This window comes from Paenibacillus violae (assembly GCF_032461945.1).
GTDB lineage: Bacteria > Bacillota > Bacilli > Paenibacillales > NBRC-103111 > Paenibacillus_E > Paenibacillus_E violae.
In genome coordinates this window covers 300,140-314,051 of the sequence record NZ_JAWCUD010000006.1, presented here as the reverse complement: position 1 = coordinate 314,051, position 13,912 = coordinate 300,140, and the positions used below count along the sequence as shown (strand labels likewise).

12 protein-coding genes are annotated in these 13,912 nt (G+C 46.1%); 1 reads left to right on the top strand and 11 read right to left on the bottom strand.

Annotation, left to right across the window (positions count from 1 at the left end):
- The 6 genes from RQP52_RS19305 to liaF form a co-directional block, all read right to left on the bottom strand.
- Positions 1-690: a response regulator transcription factor gene (locus tag RQP52_RS19305; protein WP_315953369.1), complete on the bottom strand. Its 690-nt coding sequence runs from the start codon at positions 688-690 to the stop codon at positions 1-3.
- A 144-nt stretch (positions 691-834) separates the two neighbouring features.
- Complete coding sequence (locus RQP52_RS19300) at positions 835-2,430, bottom strand: S1C family serine protease (RefSeq protein ID WP_315953368.1); 1,596 nt, start codon at positions 2,428-2,430, stop codon at positions 835-837.
- A gap of 145 nt (positions 2,431-2,575) precedes the next feature.
- Positions 2,576-2,989 carry a YugN family protein gene (locus RQP52_RS19295; protein WP_315953367.1) on the bottom strand — a complete coding sequence of 138 codons (414 nt, stop codon included), beginning with the start codon at positions 2,987-2,989 and terminating at the stop codon, positions 2,576-2,578.
- 88 nt (positions 2,990-3,077) lie between these two features.
- Complete coding sequence (locus RQP52_RS19290; RefSeq protein WP_315953366.1) at positions 3,078-3,725, bottom strand: response regulator transcription factor; 648 nt, start codon at positions 3,723-3,725, stop codon at positions 3,078-3,080.
- Complete coding sequence (locus RQP52_RS19285; protein ID WP_315953365.1) at positions 3,718-4,782, bottom strand: sensor histidine kinase; 1,065 nt, start codon at positions 4,780-4,782, stop codon at positions 3,718-3,720. The genes RQP52_RS19290 and RQP52_RS19285 overlap by 8 nt, the downstream gene beginning before the upstream one ends.
- A 9-nt stretch (positions 4,783-4,791) precedes the next feature.
- Positions 4,792-5,913 carry a cell wall-active antibiotics response protein LiaF gene (liaF, locus tag RQP52_RS19280; RefSeq protein WP_315953364.1) on the bottom strand — a complete coding sequence of 374 codons (1,122 nt, stop codon included), beginning with the start codon at positions 5,911-5,913 and terminating at the stop codon, positions 4,792-4,794.
- 271 nt (positions 5,914-6,184) lie between these two features.
- Here liaF and RQP52_RS19275 point away from each other — a divergent pair, with 271 nt between their 5' ends.
- On the top strand, positions 6,185-7,471 hold the full coding sequence (locus tag RQP52_RS19275) for an ammonium transporter (RefSeq protein ID WP_315953363.1): 1,287 nt from the start codon (positions 6,185-6,187) through the stop codon (positions 7,469-7,471).
- 47 nt (positions 7,472-7,518) lie between these two features.
- Here RQP52_RS19275 and RQP52_RS19270 read toward each other — a convergent pair whose 3' ends face one another.
- The 5 genes from RQP52_RS19270 to ytxC all read right to left on the bottom strand — a co-directional run bounded on the left by RQP52_RS19270 (position 7,519) and on the right by ytxC (position 13,859).
- The gene (locus RQP52_RS19270; protein WP_315953451.1) at positions 7,519-7,896 is read right to left on the bottom strand and encodes a hypothetical protein; all 378 of its coding nucleotides are present in this window, start codon (positions 7,894-7,896) and stop codon (positions 7,519-7,521) included.
- A gap of 78 nt (positions 7,897-7,974) precedes the next feature.
- Entirely contained in the window at positions 7,975-9,495 is a 1,521-nt protein-coding gene (locus RQP52_RS19265; protein WP_315953450.1) for a methyl-accepting chemotaxis protein, read from the bottom strand.
- 326 nt (positions 9,496-9,821) lie between these two features.
- Positions 9,822-10,457: a 3D domain-containing protein gene (locus tag RQP52_RS19260; RefSeq protein WP_315953362.1), complete on the bottom strand. Its 636-nt coding sequence runs from the start codon at positions 10,455-10,457 to the stop codon at positions 9,822-9,824.
- A 179-nt stretch (positions 10,458-10,636) separates the two neighbouring features.
- A complete protein-coding gene (thrS, locus tag RQP52_RS19255; protein ID WP_315953361.1) occupies positions 10,637-12,571 on the bottom strand; it encodes a threonine--tRNA ligase in 1,935 nt (644 codons plus the stop codon).
- A 346-nt stretch (positions 12,572-12,917) separates the two neighbouring features.
- Positions 12,918-13,859: a putative sporulation protein YtxC gene (ytxC, locus tag RQP52_RS19250; protein WP_315953360.1), complete on the bottom strand. Its 942-nt coding sequence runs from the start codon at positions 13,857-13,859 to the stop codon at positions 12,918-12,920.
- Positions 13,860-13,912 lie beyond the last annotated feature (53 nt).

The window sequence follows — 13,912 nt, the reverse complement described above, 5'->3', positions numbered from 1 at the left end:
TCAGGATTCCCCTCTCAAGACGTACCCCGCTCCCCGGACGGTTTGAATCAATCGTTTATGGCCGAACTCTTCGGTCTTTTGACGCAGTAGCGCTATGTATACCTCAAGAACATTGGATTCGCCGCTGTAATCGTAGCCCCATATTTTCTCCATAATAATGTCGCGTGAAAGGACACGCTTCGGATTCTGCATGAACAGGTGAAGCAAATCAAACTCTTTGGTCGTCAATTCAATCAATTTATCGTCACGGAATACTTCGCGCGTATCCAGATCAAGGATTGTATCCTCATAGGTTAAACGATTCGTCGGCTGCTCCGTCCGATCCGTTCGACGACGCAAAAGCACTCGCACCCTTGCGAGCAGTTCCTCCAGCGCAAAGGGCTTGACCAAATAATCGTCTGCTCCAAGATCCAAGCCTTTCACACGATCGCTAATTTCATCTTTGGCCGTTAACATCAGGATCGGCACCTCGCTGCCGCTTTCACGGATGCGTCGTACAACCTCCCAACCGTCAATATGCGGCATCATCACGTCTAAGATCAGTAAATTGGGCTCCGACCTCAGCATTTGCTTAAGTCCTTCAGCGCCATTGCTTGCCGTTTCAACGGAATATCCTTCAAAAGCCAGGCCACGTCTCAACATAGACGTAATTTTCTCATCATCATCGATCACCATAATATTTTCCCTCATTGGTTGGCCCCCCTTCTTCCTTTTCATTGTATCAAAATCAGCTCGGCAAGCAAAAAGAAGCAGAGCCTGCAAGCTTGCGGCCCGCGGGTCTCCACTTCCTTAACCGTACGCACGAATCTTTGTTTATAAATAAGTTTCTTCCTCTTATTCAGCAGGTGTTTCAGCCAACGTATTTTTGTCTCCTACTGTAAGCGGCACATCCATCCGTTTGCCGTCACGAATAACACCTAACGTTACTTTATCGCCAACTTTTGTAGCTTGAACCTTCGTAATCAACTCTTGAGAGTTCTTGATTTTCGTACCGTTAATATCAACAATTACATCGTACTGGCGCAGGCCGGCTTGGAAAGCAGGGCTTTTACGTTGAACGCTGCCAACTAATGCCCCATCCGTATTGGAAAGCTTCAGTTCGCTAACCCAGTCTTTGCCGATATCTTGCAATCCTACACCCAAGTAAGGAACTGGTTCTTTAGGAATTTGAACGTTGTTTTTCAGGTTCTCCAAGACGGAAGATATCGTGCTTGTCGGAATGGCAAATCCAATACCTTGGGCTTGCGAGCTTACCGCCGTGTTAATTCCGATAACCTCACCGTTCAAGTTGAGCAGAGGTCCGCCGGAGTTACCAGGGTTAATGGAAGCGTCTGTTTGAAGCAAGTGCTTATACTCGCGTGTTCCTTTGGTATCTGGAATAGAGATCGGACGTTCCTTCGCACTTAGCACACCAACAGTTACCGTATGATCAAAACCGTAAGGGTTACCGATGGCAACAACCCAATCTCCAACATTCACATCTTCTGCTTTGCCAAGAGGGAGAATCGGGAAATCTTTGTCGCCTTCAATTTTGAGGACAGCCAAGTCTAAGTCATAGCTGTTACCCAGCAATTTGGCTTTGAATGGTTTATCGTAACCCTCAACCGTAATTTGCACTTCATCAGCGCCGTCAACCACGTGTTCATTCGTTAAAATATAGCCTGTTTTCTCGAAAATAAACCCGGTTCCCATCCCTGCCGGCTGAAGTTCGCCGCTGCCTGAATCTTGCGTACCGCTTTTCGGTGCGGTATTGCCGCCGCCGTTATCCCCAAAGAATTGACGGAAGAACGGATCATCGAACAGCGAGTTACCGCCGCGGGTCGACTGCTTCGGTTTCACCAAAGATTCAACTTTCACGATCGCTGGTCCCGCATTTTGAGCAATTGCGGAAATGTTGCCAGGGCGGACAACATCAAGCCCTACATTTTTCACTTCGCCGTTGTCGCTGGAACTCTTCGTTGTAGCCGTAGTCGAGCTGCCCGAAGCCAGAGGCTGGTTGCCTGTGAACAAGTTCATTTTGTCAGCGCTGAACATGAGTCCTCCAACAACCAAGGCTCCAGCCATAAAAGCAGCGAAAACGCTTTTTACAGAAGAAGAACGTTTTCTAGTATGCGAATCCCAAGGACCAGGTCCTTGCGCAGAACTTACATCCGGGCCAAAGCTGAATGGGCGCAAATTCTTAGGCGGGGTAACCTCGACGCTGGACGTTCCCTCTGTGCCTGATGCGGAAGTTGTAAGGGCTTCCTGTTCATTATTCTCGTTAAAAGCGGACTTGTACGGTCCATAAGAATAATAATAGGAAGGTCTTTCTTTGTTCGGATCATGCGGTTCTTCAGGGTTCGTTTCTTTGCGGTTCATGGAGTCGTTCGATTCGCTATTGTTATTCTGCGACTTGAAGAAGTCGCTGTAGTCTTTTTTGTTGTCTTCCATAGTTCTTACCTCCATTTGTCTATACGAGTTATAAAGTGCATGTTTGTTAGTTGGATGAATCCTTGCTGTCTATGGTACTATCATGCACTCACAACCTTAAACGAATATTAAAAAACAATAAAATGGAGGTAAAAAAAGGGCACTTTTATTGTATCCAAGCTTGTTCAACCTTTTTAAGCAGTCCTGCGGCTTCTTTTACCCATTTATCTTCTACGGCAGCATCCGGATCGAGCGGCGCCTGAAACTGATCAATCATCGCTCCATAGGTTTCCGCTTCCGCTTCTTGATCAAGTCCTTCATTATAGACATGTTTCAGCACAAATGGGGTTCCCACTTCTACGATGGCATCCGTCGCCTCAGTATCGCCATCAATTCTTCCCGTCACAACTTGAAAAGGAATACGCAACCACACTTTATTGGCTTCATCTAAAGAGCGATCAAAATAGCCATGGTCATAGTCCCAGTTACCGCCCAACGCAAAGTCAAACTCCTGCAGGTGGTCTCTTACACTGTCGAAGGACTCTTTGACCTGTTCTAATGAAGAAGATATTGTTTTCATTCCGACACTCCTTAAGCGCTCATATTAATTTCCTTACGCATAGAGTGTTCCAAAATGTAGTTTTTATGTGTTATGAGGGCCTACTTCCTTAAACCCAACCTTTTCGGTGTGCAAAAATAGCCAACTGTGTACGATCATCTAATTCACACTTCATCAGCAGGTTACTGACGTGTGTTTTCACCGTTTTTATACTAATAAAAAGTTCCTCAGAAATGTCTTTATTACTTTTACCTTCGGCAATCAATAACAGCACTTCCTTCTCGCGTGAAGTCAAGCCTTCTTCCTCCGGCATGGCGTTGCGCTGTCTAACCCCTCTCGTTAGCGCCATTGACACTTCCGAATTCATCACAGGCATGCCGCGGTATGCGCTCTGGATGGCGTGAATCAATTGATCGGACGAGACGGTTTTCAGCATATAGCTGATAGCTCCCGACTCTACCGCCTCAAGCACCTTGGCTTCTTCCAGAAAGCTGGTTAACATAATGATTTTGACTTGCGGAAATTTGGCGTAAATTAATTTGGTTGCTCCGATCCCGTCGAGCACAGGCATTGTGAGATCCATCAAAATGACATCAGGGAGCCCTTGGGACAACTCGCCGTTTAACTTATCGAACGCTTCTTGCCCATTACCGGCTTCCCCCACAACTTCCAGACCAGGTTCCATCGAAATATAAGTCCTTAAGCCAACACGAACCATATCGTGATCATCAACAATCATTACTTTTATGTTACTCATGGCTTTCTCCCTCTCTTTCCTTTGTGACGATGCCAGTCTGTCCTGTAAAGCGCGGAATGCGGACCCTAACACGGGTGCCTGAGCCTAATTTACTGTCGATTTCCACTTCCCCACCCAGCTTTTGCGCTCGTTCTCTCATCGTGGATAAACCATGGGAAGCTGAGGAGATGTCCTTTCGCTCGAATCCTTGGCCATCGTCTTGCAGCTGAAGCACATACTGATGCTCTCTTTCATAAATAGCCAGCCTTACTCCTTTGGCGGAAGCATGCTTCACTACATTCGCAAGACCTTCTTGGATAATCAGGAAAAACTGATGCTCAATCGCTTCTGAAATCGGATCGCGCAAAGAAACGTCAAGCTGGCCCTGCAGCTCATGGGTCCGGCAATATTCCGGAAACCACTTCTCCAGGGCTTCTTGAAGGCTCATATCATTCAATTCAATCGGTCTAAGCTGTGAAATTAAGCCTCGCATTTGCTTCTGGGCATGGTGAGACATTTGAATCAACTGATTCATGACCGCCCCCGCTGCATCCGGGTTTCTTTCCAATATTTTGGGCAGAGAGGAAGCTGACATATGAATGGCGAAAAGCTCCTGGCTCACCGTGTCGTGCAAATCACGCGCAAGCCGGCGCCGTTCTTCCATAACGGCATTCTCTGTAAGCTCTTGATCGCGAATTGCTTCGGCCTCTCCAAGTTTTTGCAACAGTTGAACACGCTCTTCGACAGAAGCCGCCATTTTATTAAAAGCATCATATAAGTACATGAACGGTTCAACAGGCTCAAGCTCAACACGACTGGCGAAATTCCCTTTAGATAGTTCGAGCATAGCCACATGAAGTTCATCGACCTTACGCTGCCATCTCTTGGTTGCTACATAACCTACTGTTAAACAGACCGCTAAAATGGCAATGAGAAACCACATCCGGAACTCCCATGATGCAAGCTCCCGGCTGTAGTATTCCAGCACAATAAAAATACTTGAGACAGTGAGTAAACTCGAAATCAGAAAGTAATTCAGCAGCTGCCACTTCATATTGAACATTCGCAATTTGTACATGCTCCATCCTTAACCTATCTTTTTGATTGTAATATCACCGATAAACATGCTTGTCGTAACGATAAGCTTTCGTTCAGCTTCTTCATAATGGGAGGTCTGTGTCCTCACGCTGCGCAGAAAACCGCTCTCACGGCGATCAAGAACCTTCATATCCCCTATAAAAGAACTTGCCATCACGCGAACCTCAACATCCAGATCGTTAGGAATAAAAATTTTCACGTCGCCGATAAAGGCAGTTACATGAATCGTTGTTTCTCCAAGCGGGATGGCGGCACGGGTCAGGTCAATCACAGAATCTCCAATGAAGTGAGAGATTTGAATCGGCTTAAGCTCCCAAGCTTCTTGCCCCAGATGCACATCCCCGATGAAGCCGTGACGATGAAGAACATCACCTGAATCAAAGTTGCGCACGAAGTCATCGTAGCGATGGCCGTGACCGTGACTGTGACTGTGCTTGTGAAGATTCTGTGTTTTCGGCTGGCTATGTGATTCAGGTTGAGCTGTTGTCGCCTTCGCGGATGATTCTCCCGAGCCAAGCCATTCGTCTGCATGTTTTTGATGAAATTCGCCATGAATATCTTTGAGAACTTCTTTTTCCTCGTCGCTCAGTGCACGCTTGGTTTCGTTTCCTGTGAAAAGGTCCCGCTCTACTTTTTCCTTATGGTTCCAGCCGGCGGAGTCCCAAGGATTACTATGTCTCTCGTGCTCCTTACGTCTTGCTTCCCGTCTCTCTCTTCTTGCTTGCTCTTTCGCTTCTTTCATTGAAAGCCAGTCCGGTGATTCTCTACGGCCAGGGCGGAAGATAACGTTCAGCCCGAATAAGATTAAGGCAACAGGAGCCAAAATTTTAAACATGTCTCCCAGCGAGCGATCGGTGAGATTCAGATTCTTAAGAAGGAATATCGTTCCGACACCGCAAACGAGTAAGCTCCAAATCGAACCTCCCCAATGATACTTACGCTGCCATAGGAATCCGACGAGCCCGTAAAAGATGAGAATGACAGGCCAATACGTGGAAAACATATAAGCAAGGTCAATATGAATGAACCCCAGTTGATTAAGTAAAAATAGGATACCTGCCGTCACAAGGACAAGCCCCCAAATCATGCGTTGAAACATATGCGGATTCATACGTTCTTCCTCCATTTGTGTACATCGTTGTTAAGATACTTCTAGTCTATAAGATCGAAGCAAGATTGAAAAGAGACGAGGGATTGAAGGCCGCCTCGGTCTAGAGACTGAGTTTTTCGAGCACAAACATAAAATAACTGACATGGATTTGATAGATACGAACAATATGCCACTTATGTTATATATTCTTACGCATTTCGTTGACATGCTTATCATGAGAACCGTATAATTGTTCCATTAGAACGCTTCGAATATAAGGGAGAGATTACAAATGGATCAAATCCAACAGCTTTCCAGCGGTCTAGATACCATATGGGTGGTACTAACGGCTGCCATGATTCTATTGATGGAAGGGGGCTTTGCGTTACTGGAAGCAGGCTTTGTCAGGCAGAAAAATGCTGTAAGCATCATTATGAAAGTGTTTGTTGATATCGCTTTCGGAGCACTTATTTTTTATTTCATCGGTTTCGCACTCATGTATGGCAAAGACGCAGGGGGAATCATCGGCACAAGCGGCTTTTTCATGGGAGGAGATTTGACACACATCGTGCTTAACATCTCACATGAAACCTATTGGCTATTCCAATGCGCTTTTGTTATCGCTGTTATCTCCATCGTATCGGGAGCTGTAGCCGAACGCATCAACTTCCGAGCTTACATCCTTTACACCATTGCCATGACAGGTTTAATTTATCCCATTGCCGGTCACTGGGTGTGGTCAGTCGGTGGCTGGCTCGGCAAGCTAGGCATGGTTGATTTCGCTGGATCGGCTGTCATTCATGCACTTGGCGGCTTCTCGGCACTCGCTGCCGCTATGATCATCGGCCCGCGGATCGGTAAATTCTCTGCGGATGGATCGGCCAACATCGTTCCACCGTCCAATTTACCGCTAGCTTCCGTAGGCGCATTCATCCTATGGTTTGGTTGGTTCGGCTTCAACTCCGGCAGTACGCTAAGTGCTACCAATACATCGATCGGCCATATTGCCGTAACGACCATGTTGGCTGCAGCTGCAGGCTGCGCAACCTGCATCCTGTTTACGATGTTGCGCTATCGCAAGGCTGACCCGCCGATGGTTATCAACGGCGCGCTTGCAGGGCTCGTCGGCATTACCGCAGGTTGCGCATTCGTCAGTGATGTTGCCGCCATTTTCATTGGAGCTGTTTGCGGCATCGCGATGGTCTACGCAACTGAAATGCTGGAAGCCAGACAAATTGACGACCCCGTCGGAGCGTTTCCCGTGCACGGCATCAGCGGCAGTATCGGAACACTGGCTGTAGGCTTGTTCGCACAGCCTGACGCTGTCCGCGAAGGTACAGCCGGTTTATTTTATGGCGGCGGATTTGGACTGTTAGGTGTTCAAGCATTGGGTCTCGTTACGATTTGTATTTGGGGCTTTGCCCTCACATGGGGTGTCATGAAGCTCATCAACCTCATCGTACCTCTGCGCGTAAGCAGTGACGAAGAGCTCGTAGGGTTAGACGTAGGGATCCACGGGGTTCCCGCTTATAGCCAGGAGGATGGTTTTCTGGACTTGGAACAATTGAAAAGAGGATAAAATCGACAGCAAAAAACCCTTCCAGACGGAAGGGTTTTAATTTGTTATTAGTTAAGCAGCTCTTCGAAATCATCGGGCATGGTGATGTCTTCGCCAGGCTTGGATTCGTTCATAATCTGTCTGGCCCGTGCTATTTCGGCACGCAACTTGTTCACTTGCTCCATTGGCTTCTTCACATAATGGATATACTCAACGGCCAGATGATGGTCAGGTTTCTTCCCCGTAAACATGCGACGAAGTGAAGACATCGCCTGATAAGCCCGCTCTTCCTTCATTCTCTTCATTTCGTAACGCTCCACTACCTGCTCAATCTCTAAAGCCTGCTGCTCCTTGCGGGCAATGTAAGCTTCCAAGAAAGGAAATACCTCCGCGGCTTTCCTTGATGTCTTTTGAGAATTACCGTCCAGTCGCATAGCATTCAGCATAGTCACTCACCTATCTCTCCATGTTAACATTCATCACAGTAATCTTATTTTACACTAAAACTATGGTTTTGAGAACCATTATTTCAAGATTAAATCGATTCCTACGACACCAATCGGGGTTCCCGTGTCACCTATTATCGCTTTGGATAAAGTAATACACGGTTTCTTCGTAATAGCTGACACGTATTCCTCCGAAACGAAGAGTTCACCGGCCATCGCCCGCTTCCACCACTCTCTCCCCTTCCCATTCACAAGGCCGGCTTCAGGCAGTGAAAAGATGAAGGTCCCGTCTGCCCGGTTCGACCAGATCGCCTCAATACCATCTGTTTTCTTCAAAACTGCGCTTAATTGAGCGGCATGATTCCCATCGATCAAGGAAGTGATGTCAGGTTTGAGGACAAGAGCGCTGAGCAGCTGCTTCATCTCTTGAATATTAACGTTGGTTGTCCCTTTCGTATTTTGCAAACCAACGGCTTGAATAGCTTGGATAAGCTCTGTCGACGAGCGATCAAGATTTTGATTGATGTGCTGAAGCATCGAAACTTCCTGGCGCTGCTTTTTCATTTGCAAAAGCGTGTTCTCCACGCTGTTCATGGTTTCGTTCATCAAATCTACCACTTGTCCGAGCGAGGACCTCGTACCTGTTACTAAGGTGGACTGCGTTTTGGTTGAGGTTGTCGTACTTGCAACGAGATTGTTGACATGCAGGATAAGCGAGAAAATCGTATCGATCTTTTCCTTCATCACCTTCATTTCGCTAATGCCTAAAGCAACCGACTTCTTCTCTTCTGCAACTGCTGCGACAACTTGCGCAACGCCACTCTCAATAGCGGTCAGAATTTCCGATGAGGTTGTCACCGCTTCATGGCTTTGTGCAGCCAGCTTCTTGATCTCCTGTGCGACAACCGAAAAGCCCCGCCCTTGCTCACCCGCTCTAGCGGCTTCAATGGAAGCATTAAGAGCAAGCAACGACGTTTGATTGACCACTTCAGCAATGAACGTATTGATTTCTTCGATTTTAGAAGTATGAGTGGTCAGATCCTGAATCTTACGCTGCATCGTATCATTATTGATATGCAGATCGCTCATGACTTCGTCTGTGGCATTCAGGGAGCGGCATACATCGACAACCGTGTCTTTGGTCTGTTCGCTCTCTTTGTGCATATGTAACGATGAGTCTAAAATATGGTCGGCTGCCGCCGCCACCTGCTGAATCGCTGCGAACGCTTCCTGCAGCTGTCCTACCGCTTGATCGCTGCGAGCCTTCAGATCCTCTTCCCCTTGAATGGACGCATCGGCAATGTACAGAAGTTGGCTAATTGAGCGATTCACTTCTTCTACCGCCGCTGCCAATCGATCAGCCACGACTTGTGATTCCTGAATAAAGGTTCGGAATTGCTCCTGCTGCTGCTTTTCAGAGTCGAGTGAAACGCTTGATGACTTATTCATAACAGTGATCAATATCCCTAAAAACAAAAAAACAGCCAAACTCGCAGCCGTAAACCAAAAAGATGTTGAAAATAAAGCCGTAACACTTAAGGCAATACCGATGAGAATAAGACCATACAACCAAGCTTTTAGTTTCGTCTCTGCCTGCATAAGCAATTGGCACTCCTCCCAGATGGGCAAATGTTAGATTTTGCTACATTATATCGAAAATAGGCGACGATGAAAAGAAATAAAAAAAGCAGAGCCCCTTAGGATCCCTGCTTTTTTTTAATATCGCTATGGTTATTCGTTATTTGTTTTGGTTTTGTGTGTTCGTTTGTTGCTGCTTGTTAGGTACCGCAGTTTCCGTAGCGAATTCTACGTCTTGTGCTGCTTTCTTGTTGTTTTTGTTCTTAGCCATGTTCAATCACCTCCTGTATGTATATGGTTTCCCAAACAGGATTTTTTATGATGAAAAAGTTTAGCCTGAACCATTTTTATAACGATTTGGTAGGAGACAAGATCTCATCCTTCAATTGATTCCAAATGAGCTCCGTCACCTTGCCGCTCCCCTGCTTGACGATAAAGACTTTGACGGTTTTTTTGCCCCATTCCTTGTAGACCTGATCTTTCGTGTCAAAATACAAGTCAATTTTCTTCCCTTTAATCGCGCTTCCCGTGTCGGCAACTACCCCGTAACCGTATCCCGGAATAAACAAAACCGTGCCCAACGGAAAGACTTTCGTGTCTGCAGCGATAGTCGATAGCGCTTTGTCGTCCCGCTTTACTTTGATTCCTGAAAAGGTAATCCCGTATTCAGGATGATCCGGATTTTTACCCGTGGATTCTTTACCCGCATAATAGCCGGTAGCCGTCACTTCAACCGACTTAAGCTTGGACAAATCGGAGTCCAGTTTCGGCACATAGCGATAATTAACTTGCTGCCTACGATCTTGTGTTACTGGCACAGAAACAGGTTCCGAATTGCTCGGAGCATCCATTTGGTGCGGCACTTGTATATGGCTTACGGTTTCTGCCGTGTTTCTTGTTTCTTGTCCGAAAAGCGCAATCAAAACATTCATGATCATCCATGTTCCAAGCCATTTGGGCTTCGTAAATAACGCAGTAAACATTGTTTCGATACCTCCCCTACTATTGCAGGTTGTCCAGTTCATTCCAGAATTAAACCTCCATATGCAGACTCACTGATTAAAATGCCCCCTTTGCGTTCCCTTATACATACCAAAATGCCTAATTTTGAAAACAAAAAAAGCAGAGAAGAATCACTCTTCTCTGCTTTCGTTTTATATGATTATAGTTTTTTGCTTATTTCTTCATTGATCATGCCGATAACTTGATCAATCGGATGTGTACCCAGGTCCCCTTGACCGCGTTTACGGACAGACAGACTTTCATTCGTTACTTCATTTTCCCCGACAACGAGCATGAATGGAATTTTCTCCAGCTGCGCTTCGCGAATCTTGTAACCCAGCTTTTCATTGCGGTTATCCGCTTCAACACGAATACCTGCAGCCAATAGACGCTCAGTAACCTTATTTGAGAATTCCTCAAAGGCAGGCGATACCGGAATGACTTTGGCTTGTACTGGCATTAACCAAGTTGGCAGAGCACCTGCGAAATTTTCAAGCAAGAAAGCTGTCATCCGTTCCATAGTCGAGATGATCCCTCTATGAATAACAACCGGACGATGCTTCTGGCCATCTTCCCCTGTGTACTCAAGCTGGAAGCGCTCCGGCAGCAAGAAATCAATTTGGGCTGTGGAAAGAGTCTCTTCTTTCTTAAGCGCTGTTTTGATTTGTACGTCAAGTTTAGGACCGTAGAATGCAGCTTCCCCTTCAGCTTCGTAGAATGGAAGTCCTAGCTCTTCTACAACTTCACGCAGCATGCGTTGGGAAGTTTCCCACATTTGATCATCTTGGAAGTACTTCTCAGTATCCTTAGGATCGCGGTAGGAAAGGCGGAAACGGTAATCCGTAATGCCGAAATCAGCATAAACTTGACGGATCAAAGTAACTACACGTGAGAACTCTTCTTTAATTTGATCCAAACGACAGAAGATATGAGCGTCATTCAGTGTCATAGCGCGAACACGATGTAGACCGGTTAATGCGCCTGACATCTCATAACGGTGCATGGTGCCAAGCTCTGCGATACGAACCGGCAGATCCCGGTAGCTGCGCATATCGCTCTTATAGACCATCATATGATGCGGGCAGTTCATCGGACGAAGAACTAGTTCTTCATTGTCCATGACCATTTTTGGAAACATATCTTCGCTATAGTGATCCCAGTGACCGGAAGTTTTGTATAGATCCACGTTGGCAAGAACCGGAGTGTATACGTGTTGATAGCCTAAACGCTCTTCCAAGTCTACAATGTAGCGTTCCATTGTACGTCGCAATTTAGCTCCATTTGGCAGCCAAAGCGGTAACCCTTGACCAACCTCACGGGAGAATGCGAACATTTTCAGCTCTTTACCCAGCTTGCGGTGGTCACGTTTTTTCGCTTCTTCAAGCAAATGCAAGTGCTCATCCAGCTGCGCTTTTTTAGGGAACGCAGTTCCGTAAATACGCTGCAGCATTTTGTTTTTCGCGTCTCCGCGCCAGTAGGCACCAGCTACGCTTAACAGTTTGAAAGCTTTGATCTTGCCAGTTGATGGCAGATGCGGTCCGCGGCATAGGTCAAAGAATTCACCTTGATCATAAATCGTGAGCACGGAATCTTCCGGCAAATCACGGATTAATTCAAGTTTGTACGGATCTTCCATCTCAGTGAATATGCGAATCGCTTCCTCACGGGAAACCACACGGCGAGTAATCGCCAGGTTTTCGTTAGAAATACGTTCCATTTCCTTCTCGATTTTCACCAAATCCTCTGGATTCAACGGCGTTTCCAAATCGATATCGTAGTAGAATCCGTCTTCAATGACAGGTCCGATTCCTAATTTAACAGCCTTTTCGCCATAAATGCGTTTAATAGCCTGAGCCATTAAATGAGCTGTACTGTGACGATACATTTCCAATCCCGCTTCGTTGTCGAGCGTTAAAATCTCAACGTCAGCATCATTTTCCAAAGCGAACGACAAATCAACCGATTTTCCGTTCACTTTACCACCTACCGCATTTTTCTTCAATCCGGAAGAAATGGATTCCGCCACTTGCTCAATGGTCGTTCCAACTGCGTACTCTCTCACTGCGCCATCTGGTAATTTCACTTGTACAACCATCTTCGTTCCTCCTGTATATATATATGATTGAACGCAAAAAAGCACACTGCATCCCATAAGGGACGAGTGCGCTCAGCTCGTGGTTCCACCCTAGTTCGATTCGCTGCATGTCTTATCGAGCATGGCGAATCCTCATCAGCATTCGGTAACGGGAATGATTCCGGTGTTGTATACTAACAGCCTGCAAATCAGGCAGAATTCCACAACACGGCTACAAAGGGGTAAACAATCTGTTTCACTGAAGGAGATTGCAGCCTGGTCTCCTCTCTCTGTACAGCTCTTGCAGAAAGTTCTTGTCTTTGATTAACGCCTTCGCTCACTATTATAATTGGCTCTTCGTCCAAGGTCAAGGGGATAGTTGGTCTTGTTTTTTGGCTTCCCCCAAATAAATGTCACATGTTCGGCAGTAGGAGCACACCGTCGTTCGATCTTCAAAGATTTGCCTAATCGTTTTGATAATCGTCATGTCAGCGTCTCTCGTGTGAATATAGATGTTTGCAGGAGATACCGTTATCAACGTGCTCACGATCATATCTTCAAAATTAATGTCCTTCTCCAACATTTCCATCTTGAAAGAAGCATCAAATTCATTGGCATCAATGAGTTCCATACGATCATTCAAAATAACAAACTCATGCCCGCCTTTGTGAATGAGATGAACAACCGGAATTTTGGCTTCTTGAATATACACAAAATATTGCAAAAGAGAAATAAATTCCTGGTACTGGCGATCCATCATGAATTCGTCTATCGCATATTCCGCGATTTCCCGCAGCTCGTCCGTGTAATCTTGCAAACGGAAATGCAGGAAGCCGTCCAAACTGAGCCTTGAAGTTTCTTCTAATGCCAACATTAGCTGGTCGACTAAGACTTGTCTGCGCCGCTGAATGCCGAAACTGTTGGTAAGAACAGGGAAGTCCTCTGTCCCTGTATCTGTATAAACCGTTGGTTTACAGTACCCTTCGATAGCTTCCAAATCTTCCTTGGCCTCATATTTAAACTCTTTGATAAGCAATTGACGCAAGATACTTGATTCCTTGTCCGCAATGATGTGATCTGCCAATACACCAGCCAGATTCGGCAACATTTGGCGTCGCATCGCTGAAATTTCCTCGTCCGTCAGCTTCGATTCCAGGCGGATATATGCATGTGTTTCTGACAATTCGTATGCAATAGTCCATCCACTTTCAACCATATGTAAAAGTTGCAGCTCACGTTCGATTTGAGCGCTTAGCGAACGCACATAGGACTCATCAACCTTCATGATCACGATAGTAAACAGCTCCATACCCTCACTCCTTCCATCAATACATCCTCCTCTTAAGAGTATATGGTCGATAG